The organism is Psychrosphaera haliotis (assembly GCF_039523615.1).
Lineage (GTDB): Bacteria > Pseudomonadota > Gammaproteobacteria > Enterobacterales > Alteromonadaceae > Psychrosphaera > Psychrosphaera haliotis.
In genome coordinates this window covers 256,715-278,247 of the sequence record NZ_BAAAFQ010000001.1, presented here as the reverse complement: position 1 = coordinate 278,247, position 21,533 = coordinate 256,715, and the positions used below count along the sequence as shown (strand labels likewise).

Genomic DNA, 21,533 nt, shown 5'->3' with positions numbered 1-21,533 from the left:
TTATTTACAACTTTCCTTTATTAAATAGTTAATACTTTGTTCTAACAGTTTTGAGCCTAACGTCGTTAAAATAGACTCAGGGTGGAACTGAAAACCTAAAATTTGATTTTTCTCATCTATAAATGCCATCGGCATTTCTTTGTAGTGACCGATCACCTCTAAGTTTGAGGGTACGGTTGTTGCAACTAAACTATGATACCTAGCTACCGTAAGGTTATTAGGAAGTCCGTTGAAAATAGGGTGATTATTACATTCTATTATTGATGATTTTCCGTGCACTGTTTCTCCAGCTAACCCAACGGTACCACCAAAATGTTCTGCTATTGCCTGATGACCTAGACAAACGCCAATAATTGGCAACTTACCTAAAAATGCTCTTAGCATAGTACTCATTATTGGAGAATTAGAAGGGGTTCCGGGCCCTGGCGAGAAAAACAATATACATTCACTGTTTTCACTAATTAGCGCCTCTAGCTTACGTTTGAGAACGTCAACGTTTACAGAATTTCTATATACGATTACGTTATGATTTAGCTTTTCCAACTCATCAACAAGGTTGTAGGTAAAGGAATCTTGATTGTCGATAAAAATTATATCTGCCACGTTATGCATTCCCTTCTAATTCTTGTTGATTTGCGTTTAATACAGCTTTAATAACGGCTCTCGCTTTGTTACTCGTTTCTTCAACTTCAGAGTCTGGGTCTGAATCAAATACAACACCTGCTCCAGCTTGAACATAGGCCTGCCCATTCTTAACAAATGCACTTCTAATAACGATACAGGTATCCATGTCTCCTCGACCGTTTAGATAACCTACTGCACCGCCATAACTGCCACGCCTTTCTTTTTCTACATCTCTTATTAATTGCGAAGCTTTTATTTTTGGTGCGCCAACTAAAGTGCCCATATTCATACATGCTTGATAAGCGTGCAAAGCATCTAAATCGTCTTCTAATTCACCAATAACCCTCGACACTAAATGCATAACGTAAGAGTATCGGTCGACCTTTAAAAAGTCCTTAACGTATCGGCTGCCTGTTTTACTTATTCTAGCTACGTCATTTCTAGCTAAATCGACCAACATTATATGCTCAGAAACTTCTTTTTTATCGTTTCGTAAGTCCAATTCAATCCTTGAGTCTAAGTCTTGGTCAATGGAACCGTCATTCCTAAAGCCTCGAATTCGTGTACCTGCGATAGGGTAGACTTCTACTTGCTTTGAAGTCGCGTCATATTTAAGGGCTGACTCAGGTGAAGCACCGAACAGTTCAAACTCAGGATGTTTCAGATAAAACATATAAGGGCTAGGATTGTCGGCTTTAAGCTGCTTGTAAGCATTTATTGCACTTTTACAATCTAAAGCGAAACCTCTAGATGGTACAACTTGAAACACATCCCCTTGAATTATATTTTCTTTAAGGTTGGTAACTGTACTTTTAAAGTCTGAGTCTGAAATGTTTGGTATAGCTAAAGAAAAATCGATATTACTGAATGTAGTTACGACACTAGTTTTATTCTGCAAATTATTTATACTTTTTTTCAGCATTTCTAGTCGTTTACCAATTGCGAAACAAGTTTGATAAACCTTTTCACCACTAAAAACATTTCCTATTAGGTCAGTGGAACGTTTTTGATGGTCTATAACTAGCATGGTTTCTGCTAAATAAAAGGAATAATCCGGGCAAGTATTAGTTCCAAGGGGCACGTCTGGTAAAGTCTCAAAGTTTGCGATCATATCGTAAGCAAAAACACCGCCTAAAAATACGGAAAATACATCGTCTGAGTTATGTTTAATATCTTGAATAACTGAGCGCAACACCTGAAAAGCATTAAACTGTTTTAATCGAGTACTTTCATCAATGTCAGGCTGTACACCCAAGAATGAAAACTCAATTTTTAAAACGCCTCTTCTTATATCGCAATGAGACGAAATAGGTAGACTTTTATCGGTGAAAATTTCTACCAAATAATCTAATACTGCATCACCATTCTCAGATTTAGCTGTTGCCACCACCTTATTACCAAAACATTCAAAAACGACGGCGGCATCAATTAGCATAAGGCTTTTAAGATTATCTTTGCTGTCTATTTCTGCTGATTCCAATAGCAAACTATAGTCGCTATTGTCAGTAAGCGTTTCAAATGCTTGTGTAGGCGATGCAATGTAATCACAAGGCATACATATGCTTGTTGCTTCACCGAGTTCGGTTTTGATTTGACTAAATAACATGTTTCAGTTTGCCCTTTATTTTATCCCGAATTACGGGTACAAAAAAACCCGCACGAAGCGGGTTTTCTTTTTCAAATTCGTATCTCAATAGTCAGATACAGATCATCCACCCGCGTTAATTAGGAATCCACCACCAATGCCAGCTGCGAGTTGAATGTAAGTTTATCATCTGTTTGATTCTGCTTTTTAAATTTAAGACCCGCATATAAAAACGCGTTTTAAAGATTATGTCAATGATAATTTTAATCAATGGTAGAGCAATCACCACTGTGGCATAATGTGCTGATGAAAATAGAGACAAATTTAAACCCAAATACTAAGTATGACCTCCACAGCCATACAACCTGCTCAGATGGTGTACTAACACCAGAAGAATTGGTATTTAGAGCAAGTAATAAACAGGTTGATGTTTTAGCAATTACGGATCACGATTGTATTGATGGTATAGCTCGAGCAAAGCAAGAAATTAATGATAAAAACTATGCTGTTAAGATTATTAACGGTGTTGAAATTTCGACGAAATGGCATGGTTTTGAAATTCATATTGTTGGTCTGTGTATTGATACTAAAAATGGAAATTTAGTGTCCTCTTTAAAACAGCAACAAGAACAGCGTAATGGCCGAGCTTTAAAAATAGCGGCTAAATTAGCTAAAAAAGGGATCCAAAATACGTTTGAGTTAGCTAAAGAATACGCTGGTGATGGTGTTATAAGCCGAACTCATTTCGCTAAAGCGCTAATTAAATTGGGTGCTGTAGCTAGTTTTGAGCAAGCTTTCAAAAAGTATTTAGGTAAAGGGAAAGGGGCCTATGTCACTCCTGAATGGATGGAAGTCGAAGACGCAGTTCGCCTAATTAAAGAGGCTGAAGGTCTTTCTGTTATTGCTCATCCAATACGCTATGATTTGTCGAATAAATGGTTAAGAAAACTAGTAGCTGAGTTTGCCTCGGCTGGCGGAGATGCACTAGAAGTAGGGTTAACTCAAATGAGCCCAGACCAACGCAAGTTTATTTCATCGTTGGCGACGGAACATAACTTATATAGTTCACAAGGCTCCGACTTTCATGGTCCAACGCGCTGGACAGAGTTGGGCAGAGGACTGCACCTGAGCGAAACATGTCGACCCGTATGGACACATGACAATTGGAACGCAGCATAATGCAGTTAAAAAATAAATATAATTGGTAAGGAATTAATATGAGCCAGTTTTTCCACATTCATCCAGAGAACCCTCAAGGACGTCTGATTAGCCAGGCTGTGCAAATTATTCGCCAAGGCGGCGTAGTCGTTTATCCAACAGATTCTGGATACGCTATCGGCTGTGCACTGGGCGATAAAAAAGCGATGGATAGAATTGTTCAAATCAGAAAAATAGATAAGAACCATAACTTTACACTAGTTTGTAAGGATTTTTCAGAAATTGCGAATTTTGCTCGAGTAGATAATCAAGCATTTAGAGCCATTAGAGCCCATTCTCCAGGCCCATATACATTTATCTTTAAGGGTACAAAAGAAGTGCCTAAACGAGTTTTAAATGAAAAGCGAAAAACGATTGGTATTAGGATCCCTGACAATAAAATAGCACTAGCGATGTTAGAAGAGTTGGGTGAACCAATTATGTCAACCTCATTACTTTTACCAGGTGAAGACTTTTCGGAATCTGACCCGGATGAAATTAGGTTTAGAATAGAAAAGCAAGTGGACCTTATCATTCATGGTGGTTATCTAATTGAAACTCCAACATCTATAATAGATTTCTCTGAAGGCGAAGCCGAAATCATTAGGCGTGGCGAAGGAGACGTAAGTCTTTTTGAATAGTAATGGTAAATGTTAACGATACAACAAACATGATTCAGCAAGACTTGCCGCTTGCATTAGTTAGGGGCGAGATTGTCATTGAACGTCCACAGGATCTTTTTATACCACCAGATGCATTGGAAGTTTTTTTAGATGCATTTGAAGGTCCACTGGATTTTTTACTGTATCTAATAAAAAAACAGAAGTTTGATATTGTTGATTTGCCAATATTTGAGATAACCAAACAATACATGAAATATGTAGATGTTATGCGCAGCCTAAAACTAGAATTAGCCGCTGAATATCTCGTGATGGCGGCGCTTCTAGCAGAGATAAAATCTAGATTACTGTTACCTAAGCATGACTTATTAGAAGATGAAGAACATGACCCTAGAGCGGAGCTTATAAAAAGGCTTCAGCAGTATGAAGTCATAAAAAAAGCAGCCGAAAATTTAGATGAACTGCCCAGATTAGGTAGGGAAGCTTTTATTGTTTCAATTGATGCACCAATAACCGATGCCATTGCTGCGAATCAGCCTGAAATAGATTTACAGGAATTAGTGATAGCATTTCAAGATATACTAAAAAGAGCTTCTGCATTTAAACATCACGAAATATCCAAAGAAACGCTATCGACCCGAGAACGTATGACACAAATTCTTCACAAATTAAGAGAAAATAATAAATTTGTTCCGTTTGAAAACTTGTTTTTAGTATCTGAAGGGAAAGCAGGCGTTGTTGTTACTTTTCTAGCGATACTAGAATTAGTAAAAGAATCGATGTTAGATGTGGTTCAAGCTTCGGCTTTTGGTGTTTTGCATGTAAAATACAAAGGGGCCGAAATTGAGTGACTTAAAAGTAGATACGCTGTCAAAAAGTCAATTAAAGTCTATAGTTGAAGCAACTGTGTTTAGCTACTCAAAGCCAATTTCAATTTCTAAAATACAAAGCTTAGTATTTGGCGATGAATTTGTTAAGAAGCTTGAAATTGAAGCTGCATTAGATTCAATAAAAAAAGACTACAAGAACCGACCTATACAACTAGTTGAACTTGCTAGCGGATTTTGCTTTCAAACTAAAAATGAGTTTGGTCCTTGGATAAATCGTTTGTGGCAGGATAAGCCAACAAAATATAGTCGAGCGTTGTTAGAAACGTTAGCGTTGATAGCTTACCATCAACCTATTACACGCGGTGAAATAGAAGATGTTCGCGGTGTATCGGTAAGTTCAAATATTATAAAAACACTAAGTGAAAGAGAGTGGATAAAAGTAGTAGGGCATAAGGAAGTTCCTGGCCGCCCAGCGCTTTACGGTACAGACAAGGCATTCCTAGATTATTTTGGTTTGAAGTCTTTGTCTGAGTTACCCACGTTAATGGAACCAGAATCTATCGAGTTGATCTCAAGTCGCCTCGAGAAAGAATTTAGCGGTAGTGAAGCCTCACTGCCTGAGAAAGAATAAATAGTAGAGAATTAAATAATAATGAGTGAAAAATTACAGAAAGTACTTGCGCGTTGTGGCGTAGGTTCACGTCGCGAAATGGAAGCATATATAAGTGCAAACAGAGTTAGTGTAAACGGTAATGTTGCAAAGCTTGGCGATAGAGTTGAGGGAACAGAGACTATAAGAGTTGATGGGCATATTGTAGATATTAGGTCTCAAGAAGACGAGATATGTCGAGTTATCATGTACAACAAACCTGAAGGTGAGATGTGTACAAGAAAAGATCCTGAAGGCAGGCCAACTGTATACGATCGATTGCCGCAGCTGAAAAATAGCCGTTGGATAGGTATTGGTCGTTTAGATGTAAACACGTCAGGTCTATTATTGTTTACAAATGACGGTGAACTCGCCAATAGACTAATGCATCCGAGTTACGAAATAGAACGTGAATATTCTGTTCGTGTTTTTGGTGATGTGACCAATGAAAAGCTTCAAAACCTAACAAAAGGTGTTGAGCTTGAAGATGGCATGGCAAAGTTTGATAGAGTTAAAGCGGAACGTAACTCTGATGATGAAAGCTCAAATAAGTGGTTTAGTGTTAGTCTAAAAGAAGGGCGAAATAGAGAAGTTCGTCGTTTATGGGCATCACAGGAGCTTACTGTTTCTCGACTTGTAAGAGTTAGGTACTCTGAAGTTAAATTAGACCGTCGCCTTATTCAAGGTGGCTGGAAAGAGCTAGGTTTAGATGACTTGAACCAACTACGAAAAAAGGTAGGTCTTGACCGAGAATTAAGGGAGTTTAACCCGAACATTCAAAAGGAAACGGCTCAGACCAGACGTGTTGCTCATGCTAGAATTAAACGAGCGGTGAAGAAACATAAAGTACGCCAAGCTAAAAACAAAAAGTAATTGTTTCTAATAGATATTACTTCAGGTAGCTACCGTTAAGGGCCTTCATAGGCCCTTATTTATTCTGGGTCTTTATAAGCCTCAAATATGTCAACAAACTCCTGATAGTGCTCTAAAAAGATATCTACCAATTTGGGCTCAAATTTTATTCCTTTTTGCTCAACAATAAAACTGTTTACAGTAGCTTGATCCCAAGCTGGTTTATAACAACGCTTACTCATTAAGGCGTCAAAAACATCTGCAACTGCTGTGATTCGTCCATAAATGTGGATATTCTCTCCGGAAAGTCCATTAGGGTAACCTGAACCATCCCAATTTTCATGATGTTCACCAGCAATGGTCGCGCCGGCCTGAAAAATTGGCTTTTTAAGATGAGCTAGGCTGTTGTAACCAACCTCAGCATGAGTCTTCATTATTTCCCACTCGTCTTTATCTAAGGGTCCTGGTTTATTTAATATGTTGTCCGGAATCGCAACTTTGCCAACATCATGCAGTGGGGATGCAAAAAATAGCTCCTCACATTGGTCATGCTCAAGGCCATATTTTTCAGCCATGACCCTAGAGTACATAGCGACTCTACGAACGTGGTTACCTGTCTCTTTTGAGCGAGATTCTGCTAATTCACAAACCGAGTAAATAATATCTTTTTGGGTATCAGAAACTTCTTCGTAAAGCTCAATGTTTTCTAAAGCAATTGCCACGTTTTTACAGAATAGCTCTATTAATGAGTAGTCGATATCAGAGATAATGGTGCGGCCTTTTATTGACAAGACTAGGCGCTTGTCACCGTATTTGTTTGTAAATATCACCTGATCTTTATCGGTTATTAGCGAATGTTTTGCAAAATCGTTATCATCACTATCAATATTAGAATTTAAAAAGTTAAGGTTTGAATCGTCACTTTTATCCAAGCCAGAAGTAAGAGAGGCTAATATATTAATATCTTGTTTTGAACGAGTAGCCATTAGGGCATCATATTCAACTAATACCATATCCTCTTCTAGGTATAGAATTGCTGCTAACTGCTCAAGTGCACCTTGTGCAAACTCTTTAATCGAATTCTTTTCTAAAATGGACGCAGTGGCATCAATTACTTTTTCTAAGCCATGACGATGTTTATCTAAAGCAACAATATCACGGTAGGAACGCAGCGCTGTGTATAGCACTGAGTGTAGTTTATTTGCTGTGAGTTCAGTTTTTTCGTTATAGCCGTTGATATCATACTTTTCGATGACTTCTAGCTCTGGCGCTTGTCCTGGCTGACCAGTTCGAAGAATAATTCTAATATTATGATTGTTTAATTCATTTCTAATATAATTAACGGTTTGTAAACCGGCGTCATCTGTTTCCATCACTACATCTAGTAAAACTAAAGAAATATCGTTTCTTGAGCCAATAATCTCTCTAGCTTCCTTACCTGTATATGCATGTAAAAACTCGAGAGGACGTTCCGCAAAAGTAAACTGGCCTAACGCTATTTCGGTGATTTGATGGATGCTAGGTTCATCATCAACAATAATGACAATCCAAGGGGCAAGGTTTACTGACTTTTCTGCTATTCCAGTATCTTCTTCTGGAGCAAACATAAAAGACGAATTCAAACCGTTTGTTGTCATATATTCCTTTCCCTTCTAAATTAAAACTAATGATGTGCTACGTTTAGTGAAGGATTAAAAGAAATCCACAACTAAAGTAAACAAATAGAAGAGGAATAGCGAATTGTCAATTTTTACACGTACTTTAATCTTAGTTATGGGTACTGCCTTAGCGGCGCTTATTATCCTTATTTCTCTTACCGTTAACTTTAGTAAAAGTTATATCAATGAAAACTTGAATGAACGATTAGAGTCCCTTGTGCGTGGCCAAGAAATTAAAGTTGAACAATCATTAGGCGGATTACTAGAAATTGGACCGTCTATTTCTGATAACTCCTTACTTTCATCAAAAATAACTAACTATGTTGTGTCCAATAAACCGCAGGACTTTGTAGCTATAAGGCAAATATTAAATGACTACATGGCATCATCAAGCGTATTGGTAAAAATCGAAGCATTCTCAGCTGATGGCTCCTTATTGGCATCATTGGGTGAACTCAATAACATAAGCAAAAGCATTAACTTAATTAATGAAGATGAACCAAATCAATATAGTTTTTTTAAAATAAGTAAAACTAAAATTGGTAAAACTTATATTCATACTGCGGAACCCATTATATATGGTGGCAAACTTCAGGGTGTATTGAAAATAGTCCTTGATGTTACAAGTTCAATAGAAACATTTTACGACAATACGGGTTTTGGTGAGAAAGGCTCTTCTCAGGTGTTTGTAATAAATTCAAGCAATCAATGGGCTGAGCTTAAAGAGCTTAACCTTGTTGCTGATATCAACCCTAAAGTAACTATAAAAAAAGTGTCCTATGATGGTTTTTTAAATAGTTTTGTAGCTCAGCGATTACCTTTTATTACGATAGATAAATTAATTCCGGGTCGAAAAGTCGCAGTAGAAGTGAACATAAATAGTAATGAAGTTTTCTCAGCAATTGACCGGTTTTACAAACAGCTTTTTACTGCTTTTGTATTAGTACTCATAGCAACGCTACTGATAGGTATGTGGTTTAGTAAACAGATAACAAATCCCATTACCGTGCTAAATAAAAAGGTTGGAGAAGTTGCAGAAGGCCAGAAGGGGGTTGAGATCGAGTTTAAGGACCGAGACCCAACAGAAATAGTGACACTATCAGTGAATATTAGAAAAATGGCGCAAAGTTTATGGCGAATGAATGAAGATCTTGAAGGTATAGTTGAGGAACGTACAGCACAATTAAAAAGGTTAACGGAAAACCTAGAGTTAGCTGTTGATGAAAGAACAAGAGAGTTTCAAGAAGCTAATACGCAGTTACTTGGTGCTTTAGAGGATCTACACGACGCCAAGAATGAGCTGGTCAAAGCAGAAAAAATGGCATCTTTAGGGGAATTAGTTGCAGGTGTAGCTCATGAGATTAATACACCGCTTGGCGTAGCTGTTACAGGAGTAAGCCAAGCAATATCACAGCTAAATACTTTAGAAACACATAAGAATTCTGGCTCCTTAACGGCTAGTAGTTTCGACCAATATATTCTAGACAACCGAAACCTTTTAATTCTGATGACTGAACAACTTAATGTGGCTTCAACTCTTATTAAAAACTTTAAAGAAGTCGCGGTCGATCAAAATAACTTTGATGTAAGAGAGTTAAACTTACATGATTACCTCAACAAAGTGTTTGATACGGTAAAACCAAAGTATAAGCCAACGAATATCCAACTTAAACTTACTTGCCCTCAGGGTATAAATGTATCTACGAGGCCAGGAGCATTTTCACAAGTAATCTCTAATTTATTGATTAATGCTTTAATCCATGGCTATGAAAAAAATGATAGCGGCGTCGTTAATGTTATCTGTAGTAATGATGACGATAGTGTCACTATTTCAATTGAAGATGATGGTGTCGGTATCGCAGAAGATAATATTAAAAAAATTTTTGACCCTTTTTACACGACAAAAAGAGGACAAGGTGGAAGTGGCCTAGGCTTGAGTATTGTTTTTAATATTGTAACCGAGGCTTTGCAGGGCAAGATTGAAGTTAAAAGTGAGTTAGGGAAGGGATCACAATTTGTAATTGAAATCCCGACAAGACTTAAAGGTCAATAGATTGTCCACAAATACCAATGGATTCATCTGACATTAGGTGCACATAGGCTGGCATAATTTGCTCAGGAGTTTTTAACTTATTAGCATCTTCGCCAGGGTAGGCTTTGGCACGCATTCTAGTTTTAGTCGCTCCTGGGTTTATTGCGTTAACTCTCATTCCAATGTGTTCGTATTCGTCAGCCATAGTTTGCATTAAGCCTTCTGTGGCAAACTTAGAAAACGCATATTCTCCCCAAAATGCTCGACCCTGCTTACCAACGCTACTTGAAGTAAATAAAACGCTTGGTGATTTCGAAAGTTTTAGTGCTGGAATAAGTGATTGAGTAAGGAAAAACGTAGCTTTAAAATTAACCTTCATTACCTTATCAAAAGTTTCTTCATTAATGTGTTCGATTGGATTTAACGAATTTAATATTGAGGCGTTATTCAATAGACCATCTAAACGACCAAATTGGTCAATAATCGTTAAAGCCATATCTTGATAGTTTTTTACTGTGGCACCTTTCATATCCAATGGAATGATGGCTGGCTGTGGTGCACCTAATTCAACAATTTCGTCGTAAATAGATTCCAATTTTTTAACTGTCTTTCCTAATAGGATTACAGTAGCTCCGTATTTAGCGAAGGTAAGGGCTGCCTGTCGTCCGATACCATCGCCTGCGCCGGTAACTAAAATAACTTTGTCTTTTAAAATAGTTTTATCTTCAGGAAGTTGCAAATTTTTCATATTCAAGCTAATCAACAATTATTATAATAACCGTATGTTACAGGGCATCGCTTTAAAATTCATTAGCAGAAACAATTTTTTGTATTGATTTTGAACCTAAGACTAGCTAAATGTATTTATCTAATGTAACTTTGACTGGTCTAAGCTGTTAATATTGTCCCAAATTAAAAAAGACGGAATAACGTCAATAAAAATAATAACTAGGACTCTGGGGAGAGAAATGAAAAAATTAGTACTTAGTTTAGCCATTACAAGTGCGCTCGGGCTTACCGCCTGTGACGATACAACACTTGCAGATGTACAAACAGACACGGCGTCACAACGCTCAGAATTGCAAGCTGCTGCAGTAGCTAAAGCAACAACACCTCGTATCAGCGTGGTATTTAATCCTTCCGCTGGTGAAATTTCAGTACCAAATGACTTACTATTTAGTGGTTCTACTGACGGTACACTTGAAATGCCTTCTGAAACAGCCTCAAAAGCTGCTGGCGAAGAAGTTGACTTTTCAAATCCACAGTCAGCTATTGGTGCTCTAGATGGTTGGGGAACGCAGAACTCATTTACTATTGCATTAGATTATTCGTCTGCAAGCGATGTAACTATTGACCCTGCTAGCCTTATGGTTCCTGGTGCAGTAGAACTATATAAAGTAGAAAAATTTCCTAGCTTGACTGATGCAGATTGCATGGATCCAGCTAAGTCAGGTCTGTTATGTAAAGGTGAAGAAAAATTAACATTTGGTGTTGATTTTGTTGCGACGTTAAGCGGTGGTTCAATTGCTGTCGTACCACTCAAGCCTTTTGAAGGCGGCGCGAGCTATGTTGCAGTATTAACTGACAAAGTAATGGACAGCAATGGTAATTCATTACTACCGTCTAGCACTTATTCAAGCATTAAAGCAGATATAAACACGTCTCCAATCGTGTTACCTAGCCTTACAGCTGACCAGCTAAATTCAACGCAAGCTGGTATTCGTTTACTTCAAACAATGATCAACAACTTTGAAGACGTGCTTGAAGGTGATTTAGGTGCTGACGGTGCTTCTATCGTTTATACTCAAGCATTTACGGTTCAATCAGCCGGTTTACCTGCAGCAGATCCGTTACAAGTTGTTAAAAAGTTAAATGGCCAAACATTTGGCGCGATGGCAGCGGCGGATCCAACTTCAGTTGTTATGCCAATGGCACAAGCAATGGCTACGGTAGGTGTTGACGGTGAAGGCAACCCAATACAAGCACCAGTTACGGTTGCCATGGCGTTAGCTCAAGCAGGCGCGATTCCTGCAGACCCAATGTCACAAGCTTATATGGTTTACAACACAGCAAACTTATTTGGTTCTTCGGTAGAGTTACCATACTATTTAGAAGACGGTGTTGATGCACTAACTACTCGCTGGAAAGCAATGTGTGATAGCGGTGCAACGTTAAGCGGTTTGTCTGACGAGCAAAAAGCGGCATTAGCAGCTGGCGCAGGTGATAACCACGAAATGTGTGTACAACTTGGTTTAGCTGATTTTGGTGTGGATACTGCACGTCATTTGACAAAATATAACCCTATTCCAGCTGTACAAAGCATGAAGGAAGTGCCGGTACAAATTACGGTACCAAATATAGACAACGCTAATATGGTTAGACCAGCATTTGGCCTAATGGATCCTTTAGTTAAGCCTGAAGCAGGTTGGCCAGTGGTTATCCTTCAGCATGGCATAACGTCAAAAAAAGAAGACATGCTAGCGGCAACGGGTATTCTTTCAGCTATGGGCTTTGTAACTGTGGCTATAGACCATCCTCTGCACGGGGAACGTGGTTTCGTAGTAGAAGTTGAAGGCATGGACCCTATCGTTGTTAATGCTTCATCTGGCGTGCCAGGCAACAACCCTACGGCATATCTAAATCTTCAAAGCTTGTTATCAGCGCGTGACAATGTGCGTCAATCAGTTGCTGATGGACTTAAACTTCGTCTAGCAATCAATGGCCTAGCAGACTTTACAAATCCAATGGCTCCTGATGTAAATGTTATAGATACAAGTAATGTACATTATCTTGGTCACTCGTTAGGTGCTATTACTGGTGTTGATTTCACAGCTGTTGCGAACACACCGACGGGTAATGAGGCACTAGACGGACTATACAAAATTAACAGTTCAGTTTTGTCTAACCCAGGTGGTGGTGTTGCAAACTTCTTAGTTGAGTCAAAAGCATTTGGCCCACTTGTTCAAGCGTCAGTTATTTATGGACTTGGCAACGAGCTAACAGCAGCTTTAGCGGCTAATTTAGAGCCTGCAGCGTTTGGTGCGATTGTCGCAGCTAATCCTGAGCAATGTGGTCCAGCGCTTGATGCAAACTACAATGTAGTTGACCAAAATGTTGCTCTAGTTTGTGCATACCAAGCATTACAAGCTAGCGCTACGGAAGAACAACAAGCCGCAATGCAAGCTGGTTTTGCCTCTTTCTCTTTTGCAGCTCAAGCTGTATTAGACGCGGGCGACCCTACTAACTATGCTGGTTTATTGAAGCAAACAGGCACTCCAGTTTTAGTTTATGAAATGGTTGGTGACGAAGGTTCTGAAACAGCTGGTTTAGGTTTAAACCCATCTGACTTAGTTGTTCCAAACTCAGTTTCAACTAACTTTATTGCAGGAACAAGCGGTTTAGAAAAGTCTCTAGAGCTTACTAAAGTGACTAACTGTGGTATGTCAGAAACTGGTTTCCAAAGCATTGTTGAATTTAAGTATGGCGCACATAGCACTATCCTTAGCCCGGCAACTGCGTTACCAATGCCTTACCCATCACTATATTCAGCTGTGAATGCTGAAACATTGATTATGGCTGGTACATTCTTTGGTTCTAACGGTAAACTTATAAATATCTCATCTACAGCTATTGGTGCAGGTATTATTGAAGGACTAGAAGAGAACGCTTGTGAAGCTCCAGCTCCATAGTATTTTCGGTTAGTTAATTAAAAACCAGCTTCGGCTGGTTTTTTTGTTTGTGACTGCTGGATCAAATGAAGTACACTTTTTGTTAAATTGTTAAATTGTTAAATTGTTAAATTGTTAAATTGTTAAATTGTTAAATTGTTAAGCCCATCAGGAGTTAAAGTTGGAATTTTTATATGAGTACGGTTTGTTTATTGCGAAAACAGCAACAATAGTTGTCGCGATTGGATTGGTTTTAGGTTTTATAGCGGGCGCTGCTATTAAGCCAAAAAATAGTAAAAAGGGCGAATTAAACATTGAATACTTGTCAGAAGAGTATCAAGAAGACGTAAAAGATCTAAAGAAAGCACTATTATCTAAAGAACAAATTAAAGCCTTTGATAAAAAACAAAAAGCAGAAGATAAAAGCAAGAAAAAAGAAAATAAGAAAAAATCTAAAAGTAGCACCGAAGATTTAGAAAAGTCGCGGTTATTTGTTTTAGAGTTTGACGGCGATGTAGAAGCAAGCGCAACTGAGTCTTTACGAGAAGAGATAACAGCGATTGTATCGATAGCTGAAGAAGGCGATCGAGTTGTACTAAACCTTGAAAGCCCAGGTGGTGTTGTTCATGGGTATGGCTTAGCTTCATCGCAAATAGCTAGATTAAAATCCAAGAATATTCATACAACGGTAGCTGTAGATAAGGTCGCTGCTTCTGGTGGTTACATGATGGCCTGTGTGGCAGATGAAATTGTTGCAGCACCATTTGCCATCATAGGTTCTATAGGCGTTGTTGCTCAATTACCAAATATTAACAAGTTGTTAAAGAAATATGATGTAGAAATTGAGCAACATACTGCCGGCGAGTTTAAACGTACTTTAACGGTACTTGGTGAAAATACCGACACGGCTAGAACAAAATTTAAAGAAGAGCTTGAAGAAACACATGTACTATTTAAAGAGTTTGTCGCCGATAACCGTCCTTCTGTCGATATTGATAAAGTTGCAACAGGCGAACATTGGTATGGTAGCCAAGCTCTGACACTAAACTTAGTTGATAGAGTCATGACAAGCGATGACCTTCTACTAGAAGCTGTCGATAAATATGATGTTTATAAAATTGAGTACAAAGTGAAGCACAATATTGCAGAGCGATTCGGTTTCGCAGCTTCTACTGCAATTACTAAACTGGTAGGTAAACTTAGTACGTGGTCAGTGACAAACACTAAATAAAATGGAATTCACTATGTCAAAACTTAATATAAAGGTTAGTACATCGAGGCTAGCCGTTAATGTTCTAAGCGCATTATTCGTAATTAGCGCTAATTCTTATGCCGCTAGCGATACGGAAATATCGTTAGAAAAAATAATGTCTGATCCTAGTTGGATTGCAACAACACCAACATCGCCTAAATGGCTACCGGACTCTAGACACGTTACGTTTAATCAAGACGTAAAATTATCCGCTGTGAATAAACAAATTCGTTTGGACAGTTTGAATCCAAAGAGTTTTAAAGAAATCGGCTTTGATGAAGCTCACAAAACTAAGTTGTCACAAACAACTTACAGTCTTGATGGCCAGTTTGCAGCTTATGTTTTTAAAGGTGATATTTTTTTATGGGATGTAAAAACTAGTAAAGTAACTCAAGTTACGAATACGAGTGACTACGAGTCTTCACCACAGTTTGTAAAAGATAACTTGCTTGGTTATTGGGAAGCTAATCGATTTATTTCTTATAATATTAAGAATAGAAAAGTAAATGAAGTCTTTAAGCTGTCAATGAGTGACAAGCCCGAAGCGCCTAAAGGTCCAGCTGATCTTATAGCGTCTGAGCAACACTCACTTATAAATTATGTAGCAAATAAGCACAAAGATAACATTGAAAGATATGAGTCGAATGAGGCCCTTAAAGCACAGAATAAATTTGCTCATAAAAAGCACTTTTATTTTGGAAAGGGTAACGTTCTCTCAGCAGCGAAGGTATCTCCAGATGCTGAGAAGATAATCGTTGTTGTGCAAAAAAAATCATCTTGGCGCGATGATACGGATGTTATGCCTAACTATATCGCTCAAGATGGTCGTATCGAAATTGAAAAAGTACGCAGAAGAGTAGCCGATGCTAAACCTGTTCAACAAGAGTTTTGGTTAGTTGATATCGCCAAAGGAGAGAAATATGAGCTAGCGATAAATTCGCTGCCAGATTTTGATAAAGATGTCTTAGCTGACGTTAGAGCAGAAAACTATGCGGCAGAAGGCAAAGAGTATAAGTCAGAAAGCAAACCGAGAACAATTAACCTAATAGTAGATTGGTCATGGTCACAATCAGCAATACAATGGCACAAGAGCAGTAAACAAGTGGCTATTATGCTTGAGGCTTGGGACAACAAAGACCGCTGGTTATCAACTGTAGATCTCAATGAACATAAGTTTGTAAACCAACATCAATTGCATGACGACGCATGGATAAACTATACGTTTAATGATTTTGGCTGGTTTAACAACAGTGAAAAACTTTACTATTTGTCGGAAGAAACAGGATATTCTCACCTTTACACTAAAGATATCGATTCAAAACAAACTAAACAGTTAACTGATGGTGAGTATGAGGTTTCAACCCCTGTTTTAACTAAAAACGATTCACAGTTTATATTTAGGGCGAACGTAAATCACCCGGGTGAGTATCATGTTTATAAGCTGAAAAGTTCTGTTAATAAGGTTTTGAGTCCAACTGCCATCACCGATAAAACTGGAGAAAATACGTTTTCTTTAAGTCCGGATGAAACTAAGTTGTTGGTTAGTCATTCAAATTTACTAAGACCTAGTGACTTATACACATATACAGTCAAATCAGGTGAATCTACTAGACTGACCAATACAGTTTCAGAAGAGTTTAAAGCGATGCCTTGGACTGCACCAGAAATTGTAGCAGTCCCTTCTACAAACACCGACAAGCCAATTTATGCAAGAGTTTATTACCCTAAAGATTATAAAAAAGGCGAGCCAAGGAAAGCGGTAATATTCAATCACGGTGCTGGTTATTTGCAAAATAGCCACAAAGGCTGGTCTGGCTACTTCAGAGAGTTTATGTTCCACAATATGCTTGCCCAGCAAGGTTATGTTGTTATGGACATGGACTATAGAGCGTCTAAAGGTTATGGACGTGATTGGCGAACTGCTATCTATCGTCAAATGGGTACTCCTGAGATTGAAGATCTGTCAGACGGCGTCAACTGGCTCGTTTCAAATGCGAACGTTGATAGAAATAGAGTAGGTACATACGGAGGCTCTTACGGCGGCTTTATGACTTTCATGGCGTTGTTCACGCAACCTGACCTATTTCAAGCAGGCGCAGCGTTAAGACCGGTATCTGATTGGGCTCATTATAATGATGGCTATACTTCCAATATATTAAATCGACCTGAAGACGATATGATCGCTTATAGAAAAAGCTCACCAATCTATTTTGCAGAAGGATTAACAAAACCACTGTTGATTAATGCGCCAATGGTTGATAACAATGTCTTTTTTGTAGATGTAGTGCGACTAGTTCAGAGGTTTATAGAGTTGGAGAAAGAGAATTTTGAAACCGCTATTTACCCTGTAGAGCCACATGGCTTTGTTCAGCCATCAAGTTGGTTGGATGAATATAGGCGAATATATAAGTTGTTTGAGAATAACCTTTGATTTAGGTATCTAAGCTTTAAATTAAATTGAAATACTATAAAGGCCTCTATTTTATATATAGAGGCTTTTTTATTATTAGAAACAACAAGAAACCGGTTACTAAACCAAATGCGTGCGCATCAACCGCTACACTAGCTTCAATAAGTTGTTCTGTGCTTTGCGCCGCACCAAAAACATTCTCATAGGCAACTTTAGCTAAAAGGCCCATAATTAACAGATAACCTGTTTTATCTTTGTTTTTGATATCTATCATTGCGCCATAAGCTAGAAGAAAATGTAAAACACCGGAAAAACCTGTGTAAATGCCGTACTCACTAAAGAATGTTACCAATAAACCAACCAATAACATTCCTATAATACTTAATACCCAAAAATGATGAATACGATAATGGTCGCCATGCAAGGCCCAAACTAATGCAAGGCCCGCTATGTTCATCCACATATGAGCATTGTTTGAATGCAAAAATTGTCCAGTGATTATTCTCCATAATTCACCACCGAAAACTTTGTTGGGTTCTAAATATAGCGTTTCCAAAAAAGTATCTGGGATAAGAGAGGCAATAATTATGAAAAAAGCGACAGAAACAGGGCCTATTATATATTTCAGTTGAGTTGGAAACCCTAGCAACGTTAGCTCCTCTTGTTTTTAGGTCGGCTGATGGAAAACTCCATGAGAATTTGATCTGGTTTTGTTACTATCATGTTTTCTTATGATTACTCGAGATTGTTATGCGCTTATTTAGTCTTATTCCTTTAATGTTTGCAAGCTCTGTTTTTGCAGACGAGCCTTCTAGAGCTGTTCCAGAGGCATTTACAGGTCTTAATTATACAAAAGCAAGTTTGAGTAAAAATGCGATGGTGAGTGCAGCTAACCCCCACGCCGTTGACGCTGCTTTAAAAATGTTAAAAATGGGCGGCACTGCTACTGATGCGGCAATTGCTGCTCAGTTAGTGTTATCACTAGTAGAGCCCCAATCTTCAGGAATTGGTGGTGGTGCATTTTTACTAACTTTTGATGCAAAAACATCAAAAGTTACTACTTTTGATGGTAGAGAAACTGCACCACAAAACGCTACTCCAGCTCTATTCTTAGATAAAAATGGAAAGCCAGTAAAGTGGATTGATGCTGTTATTGGTGGTAAGTCTGTTGGTACGCCGGGTGTCATGAGAATGTTGTCAGATGCTCATAATAAAAAAGGTAAGTTACCATGGGCTTCGCTATTTCAGCCCGCTATTGAATTAGCCGAAAAGGGTTTTATGGTTAGCCCTCGATTAGCGTCGCTCGTAAAGATGGAAATGAACCCAGGTTTAAAATTACTTTCACCAGCCAAGGAATACTTTTATCCGAATGGAAAGGCTATTGAAGAGGGCGTGTTACTCAAAAACTTGCCTTTCGCCAAAACGCTTAGAAAATTGGCTGAAAATGGCGTTGAAGAATTTTACACTGGAACAATAGCCAAAGAGATTGTTACAGCGGTACAAAGTAGTGAGATTTCGCCTGGCTTATTGTCTTTAAGCGATCTTAAGAACTACACATCCATAGAAAGGGAGCCTGTTTGTGTCGAATACCAAGCAAGTGACGTATATAAAGTGTGTAGCATGGGACCCCCAAGTTCTGGTGGCATTACTGTATTACAAATATTGAAACTTTTAGAGCGTTATAATTTAACAGAGTTTCCAGTAGATAGTGCAGAAACAATTCATAGGTACACGCAAGCAGCAAAGCTAGCTTTTGCAGATAGAAATAGATATATAGCGGATAGTGACTTCGTTGATGTTCCCGTGTCTAAGATGTTAGCTAGTGACTATTTAGAAAAGCGTTCAAACTTGATAGACGATAAAAAGGATATGGGAAAAGCTAAACCGGGCCGTTTCAATGATAACCTAATAGCATCTAATGTAAGTATTGAGCAACCTAATACGAGTCACCTCTCAATAGTTGATTCGTTCGGAAATGCTATATCTATGACGACAAGTATTGAAATGGGCTTTGGCTCAAACGTTATGTCAGGTGGGTTTCTACTAAACAATCAGCTAACGGATTTTTCATTGAAACCGAGTGTTAATGGTAAGTTGGTTGCAAACCGTGTTGAAGCAGGCAAACGACCTAGAAGCTCAATGACACCCGTGATTGTGCTAAAAGACAATAAAGTTTTTGCGTTAATTGGTTCGCCAGGCGGCAGCCGAATTATCAACTATGTAGGTTACGCTTTAATTGGACTGCTTGATTATAAAATGGATATGAAGCAGGTTGTGGACTTACCACGAATTTCTAATCGAAATAGTTACACATCATTAGAAAATAGGGCTGAGTTATTAGAAATAAAACCAAAGCTAGAAGCCAAAGGCCATAAAGTTAGAATGCTTAACTTAACCTCTGGTATACACGGAATACTAAAAGTTGAAGGTGGTTGGCAAGGTGCAGCTGACCCAAGAAGAGAAGGGACGTCCGAAGGGCTCTAATTATCTTCTTGCGTATGGGTCACCGGCTATCTTTGATATTAGCCATTGGCCCTTCACTTTTTCAAATTTGACTTCTCTTAAGTCATTAATCTTATTGCCATGATAGAAGCCAGAAAACAAAATATTAACAGACGTTGTTTTTTGTGAAGTGGTTTCTACTTGGCTTAATGTTCTGTCTATTTTTAAGTCGACGCCAGGATCAAACTGTAGATTCAACACGTATCTAGAGTAACCCTTTACGCTTCCATAGGACTTAATAATTCGAGCATGCTGTTTGGTAGAATATTTAAGCGCAAGTTCCATATCGGCGTTATTATAAATCGCATCGAAAAATGTAAGAGCTCTATATTCTGGAGCATTGGGATTTGCAAATGCAGGGATGTTGTCACTTTTTTCTTCACAACCTACTAACGGCAGTAATAATATCAAATATAGTAATAAGCTTTTTTTCAGCACTTGTTGTTATCCAATTGAAACGGGACAACAACAAGTGTACTACAAAAGCTTATTAAATAAAGTCTTACTGGCTATTGAGTTAGTTCTTGTTCTTCAAATTCACCATCAAATAAAGGTGAGCTTAAATAGCGCTCCGATGCACTAGGTAGAATAACAACAATATTCTTATTTTTGTTTTCAGGTCGTTCAGCAAGTCTTTTGGCAGCAACAACAGCAGCACCAGAAGAAATACCAGCTAAAATTCCTTCTTCTTTCATTAGTCTATGTGCCATTTCCATAGTTTCTTCATTAGAAACTTGTTCCACTGAATCTATAAGACTTAAGTCTAAGTTTTTAGGAATAAAACCAGCGCCTATACCCTGAATCTTATGTGGTCCAGGTGTTAACTCTTGTCCTGCTAATTGCTGACTTATTACGGGAGAGTGGGTTGGTTCCACCGCAATTGACTGTATATTCTTATTCTTTTCGTTTTTGATATAACGAGAAACACCAGTGATCGTTCCGCCAGTACCGACACCAGCAACAAATATATCAATCTTGCCTTGTGTCGCATTCCATATCTCTGGTCCCGTTGTTTCAAAGTGTATTTGTGGATTCGCAGGGTTTTCAAATTGCTGCAATAATACAAACTTATCAGGTTCCTGAGCAACAATTTCATTTGCTTTGGCGATTGCACCGCCCATACCTTTTGGTCCTTCAGTGAGCACAAGTTTGGCACCAAGTGATTTAAGTAGTTTGCGTCGCTCCAAACTCATGGTTTCAGGCATCGTTAACGTAAGCTTATAGCCTCTAGATGCAGCAACAAAGGCTAATGCAATTCCGGTATTACCTGAAGTCGGTTCAATTAACTCTTTACCTTCCGTCAACAAACCTTTTTTCTCAGCGTCCCAAATCATATTTGCACCGATTCGACACTTAACGCTAAAAGAAGGGTTACGCGATTCTATTTTGGCATATACATTTCCTGTCGTGACTCGGTTTAGTTTTACGAGCGGTGTATTACCTATGCTTTGAGAGTTATCTATATCAATATTATCCATAATGTCCGGAACGTTTGTAAAATTATGTTGACCTTAAAGATAGGCTTTTTAAACGTATAAGAGAAATGCAAATACGTCATATAATATTACTTTTCACAATAAAGAAGGATTGTTACTAACTAATGGTATGTATATTTGAATACCTGTACTTAATATTTCAGTAGCCTTTAGTAAAT

17 protein-coding genes are annotated in these 21,533 nt (G+C 38.3%); 10 read left to right on the top strand and 7 right to left on the bottom strand.

The genetic code is table 11. From position 1 onward, the window contains the following. Both ABD009_RS01195 and ABD009_RS01190 read right to left on the bottom strand, forming a co-directional pair. Nucleotides 1-612: an aminodeoxychorismate/anthranilate synthase component II gene (locus ABD009_RS01195; protein WP_425543051.1), complete on the bottom strand. Its 612-nt coding sequence runs from the start codon at nucleotides 610-612 to the stop codon at nucleotides 1-3. Further along, nucleotides 605-2,230: an anthranilate synthase component 1 gene (locus ABD009_RS01190; protein ID WP_343822215.1), complete on the bottom strand. Its 1,626-nt coding sequence runs from the start codon at nucleotides 2,228-2,230 to the stop codon at nucleotides 605-607. The genes ABD009_RS01195 and ABD009_RS01190 overlap by 8 nt, the downstream gene beginning before the upstream one ends. Nucleotides 2,231-2,515: 285 nt before the next feature. Here ABD009_RS01190 and ABD009_RS01185 point away from each other — a divergent pair, with 285 nt between their 5' ends. Genes ABD009_RS01185 through rluB form a run of 5 tightly spaced genes read left to right on the top strand, consistent with a single transcriptional unit; the run spans nucleotide 2,516 to nucleotide 6,378 of the window. Further along, nucleotides 2,516-3,388 (top strand): PHP domain-containing protein, encoded by an 873-nt coding sequence (locus ABD009_RS01185; protein WP_343822436.1) that lies wholly within the window; start codon nucleotides 2,516-2,518, stop codon nucleotides 3,386-3,388. 38 nt (nucleotides 3,389-3,426) lie between these two features. Beyond that, entirely contained in the window at nucleotides 3,427-4,047 is a 621-nt protein-coding gene (locus tag ABD009_RS01180; protein ID WP_343822214.1) for an L-threonylcarbamoyladenylate synthase, read from the top strand. A gap of 2 nt (nucleotides 4,048-4,049) precedes the next feature. Continuing rightward, nucleotides 4,050-4,877, top strand: coding sequence for a segregation and condensation protein A (locus tag ABD009_RS01175; protein ID WP_343822213.1), 828 nt, complete (start codon nucleotides 4,050-4,052; stop codon nucleotides 4,875-4,877). After that, nucleotides 4,870-5,487: an SMC-Scp complex subunit ScpB gene (scpB, locus tag ABD009_RS01170; RefSeq protein ID WP_343822212.1), complete on the top strand. Its 618-nt coding sequence runs from the start codon at nucleotides 4,870-4,872 to the stop codon at nucleotides 5,485-5,487. The genes ABD009_RS01175 and scpB overlap by 8 nt, the downstream gene beginning before the upstream one ends. A 21-nt stretch (nucleotides 5,488-5,508) precedes the next feature. Beyond that, on the top strand, nucleotides 5,509-6,378 hold the full coding sequence (rluB, locus tag ABD009_RS01165) for a 23S rRNA pseudouridine(2605) synthase RluB (RefSeq protein WP_155694765.1): 870 nt from the start codon (nucleotides 5,509-5,511) through the stop codon (nucleotides 6,376-6,378). 59 nt (nucleotides 6,379-6,437) lie between these two features. Here the strand turns inward: rluB and ABD009_RS01160 are convergent, their stop codons facing one another. Next, nucleotides 6,438-7,994 carry an HD domain-containing phosphohydrolase gene (locus ABD009_RS01160; protein WP_343822211.1) on the bottom strand — a complete coding sequence of 519 codons (1,557 nt, stop codon included), beginning with the start codon at nucleotides 7,992-7,994 and terminating at the stop codon, nucleotides 6,438-6,440. Nucleotides 7,995-8,232: 238 nt separating this feature from the next. On the opposite strand from ABD009_RS01160, the gene ABD009_RS01155 reads away from it, so the two are divergent. Beyond that, the gene (locus ABD009_RS01155) at nucleotides 8,233-10,068 is read left to right on the top strand and encodes a sensor histidine kinase (RefSeq protein WP_343822210.1); all 1,836 of its coding nucleotides are present in this window, start codon (nucleotides 8,233-8,235) and stop codon (nucleotides 10,066-10,068) included. Here ABD009_RS01155 and ABD009_RS01150 read toward each other — a convergent pair. Further along, the gene (locus ABD009_RS01150; protein WP_343822209.1) at nucleotides 10,055-10,795 is read right to left on the bottom strand and encodes a YciK family oxidoreductase; all 741 of its coding nucleotides are present in this window, start codon (nucleotides 10,793-10,795) and stop codon (nucleotides 10,055-10,057) included. The genes ABD009_RS01155 and ABD009_RS01150 overlap by 14 nt on opposite strands. A 220-nt stretch (nucleotides 10,796-11,015) precedes the next feature. On the opposite strand from ABD009_RS01150, the gene ABD009_RS01145 reads away from it, so the two are divergent. The 3 genes from ABD009_RS01145 to ABD009_RS01135 all read left to right on the top strand — a co-directional run bounded on the left by ABD009_RS01145 (nucleotide 11,016) and on the right by ABD009_RS01135 (nucleotide 17,398). Then, complete coding sequence (locus tag ABD009_RS01145) at nucleotides 11,016-13,736, top strand: VolA/Pla-1 family phospholipase (RefSeq protein ID WP_343822208.1); 2,721 nt, start codon at nucleotides 11,016-11,018, stop codon at nucleotides 13,734-13,736. A 160-nt stretch (nucleotides 13,737-13,896) separates the two neighbouring features. Next, a complete protein-coding gene (gene sohB / locus ABD009_RS01140) occupies nucleotides 13,897-14,946 on the top strand; it encodes a protease SohB (RefSeq protein ID WP_343822207.1) in 1,050 nt (349 codons plus the stop codon). Between the two features lie 13 nt (nucleotides 14,947-14,959). Beyond that, complete coding sequence (locus ABD009_RS01135) at nucleotides 14,960-17,398, top strand: S9 family peptidase (RefSeq protein WP_343822206.1); 2,439 nt, start codon at nucleotides 14,960-14,962, stop codon at nucleotides 17,396-17,398. A gap of 46 nt (nucleotides 17,399-17,444) precedes the next feature. On the opposite strand, the gene rrtA is transcribed toward ABD009_RS01135, so the two are convergent. Continuing rightward, the gene (gene rrtA, locus ABD009_RS01130; RefSeq protein WP_343822435.1) at nucleotides 17,445-17,933 is read right to left on the bottom strand and encodes a rhombosortase; all 489 of its coding nucleotides are present in this window, start codon (nucleotides 17,931-17,933) and stop codon (nucleotides 17,445-17,447) included. A 194-nt stretch (nucleotides 17,934-18,127) separates the two neighbouring features. Between rrtA and ggt the strand changes: the two genes are divergently transcribed. Then, complete coding sequence (gene ggt / locus ABD009_RS01125; protein ID WP_343822205.1) at nucleotides 18,128-19,861, top strand: gamma-glutamyltransferase; 1,734 nt, start codon at nucleotides 18,128-18,130, stop codon at nucleotides 19,859-19,861. Here the strand turns inward: ggt and ABD009_RS01120 are convergent, their stop codons facing one another. Together ABD009_RS01120 and cysK are read right to left on the bottom strand one after the other, a co-directional pair. Then, nucleotides 19,862-20,317, bottom strand: coding sequence for a hypothetical protein (locus ABD009_RS01120; protein WP_155694778.1), 456 nt, complete (start codon nucleotides 20,315-20,317; stop codon nucleotides 19,862-19,864). Nucleotides 20,318-20,388: 71 nt separating this feature from the next. Further along, nucleotides 20,389-21,357: a cysteine synthase A gene (gene cysK, locus ABD009_RS01115; RefSeq protein WP_343822204.1), complete on the bottom strand. Its 969-nt coding sequence runs from the start codon at nucleotides 21,355-21,357 to the stop codon at nucleotides 20,389-20,391. Nucleotides 21,358-21,533 lie beyond the last annotated feature (176 nt).

What these genes read in the sequence shown, in the direction of transcription:
- ABD009_RS01195 (WP_425543051.1), bottom strand. Translation starts at nt 612, where the DNA reads ATGCATAACGTGGCAGATATAATTTTTATCGACAATCAAGATTCCTTT.
- ABD009_RS01135 (WP_343822206.1), top strand. Translation starts at nt 14,960, where the DNA reads ATGTCAAAACTTAATATAAAGGTTAGTACATCGAGGCTAGCCGTTAAT.
- cysK (WP_343822204.1), bottom strand. Translation starts at nt 21,357, where the DNA reads ATGGATAATATTGATATAGATAACTCTCAAAGCATAGGTAATACACCG.
- ABD009_RS01175 (WP_343822213.1), top strand. Translation starts at nt 4,050, where the DNA reads ATGGTAAATGTTAACGATACAACAAACATGATTCAGCAAGACTTGCCG.
- ABD009_RS01145 (WP_343822208.1), top strand. Translation starts at nt 11,016, where the DNA reads ATGAAAAAATTAGTACTTAGTTTAGCCATTACAAGTGCGCTCGGGCTT.
- ABD009_RS01180 (WP_343822214.1), top strand. Translation starts at nt 3,427, where the DNA reads ATGAGCCAGTTTTTCCACATTCATCCAGAGAACCCTCAAGGACGTCTG.
- ggt (WP_343822205.1), top strand. Translation starts at nt 18,128, where the DNA reads ATGCGCTTATTTAGTCTTATTCCTTTAATGTTTGCAAGCTCTGTTTTT.
- ABD009_RS01150 (WP_343822209.1), bottom strand. Translation starts at nt 10,795, where the DNA reads ATGAAAAATTTGCAACTTCCTGAAGATAAAACTATTTTAAAAGACAAA.
- ABD009_RS01190 (WP_343822215.1), bottom strand. Translation starts at nt 2,230, where the DNA reads ATGTTATTTAGTCAAATCAAAACCGAACTCGGTGAAGCAACAAGCATA.
- rluB (WP_155694765.1), top strand. Translation starts at nt 5,509, where the DNA reads ATGAGTGAAAAATTACAGAAAGTACTTGCGCGTTGTGGCGTAGGTTCA.
- ABD009_RS01185 (WP_343822436.1), top strand. Translation starts at nt 2,516, where the DNA reads ATGAAAATAGAGACAAATTTAAACCCAAATACTAAGTATGACCTCCAC.
- ABD009_RS01160 (WP_343822211.1), bottom strand. Translation starts at nt 7,994, where the DNA reads ATGACAACAAACGGTTTGAATTCGTCTTTTATGTTTGCTCCAGAAGAA.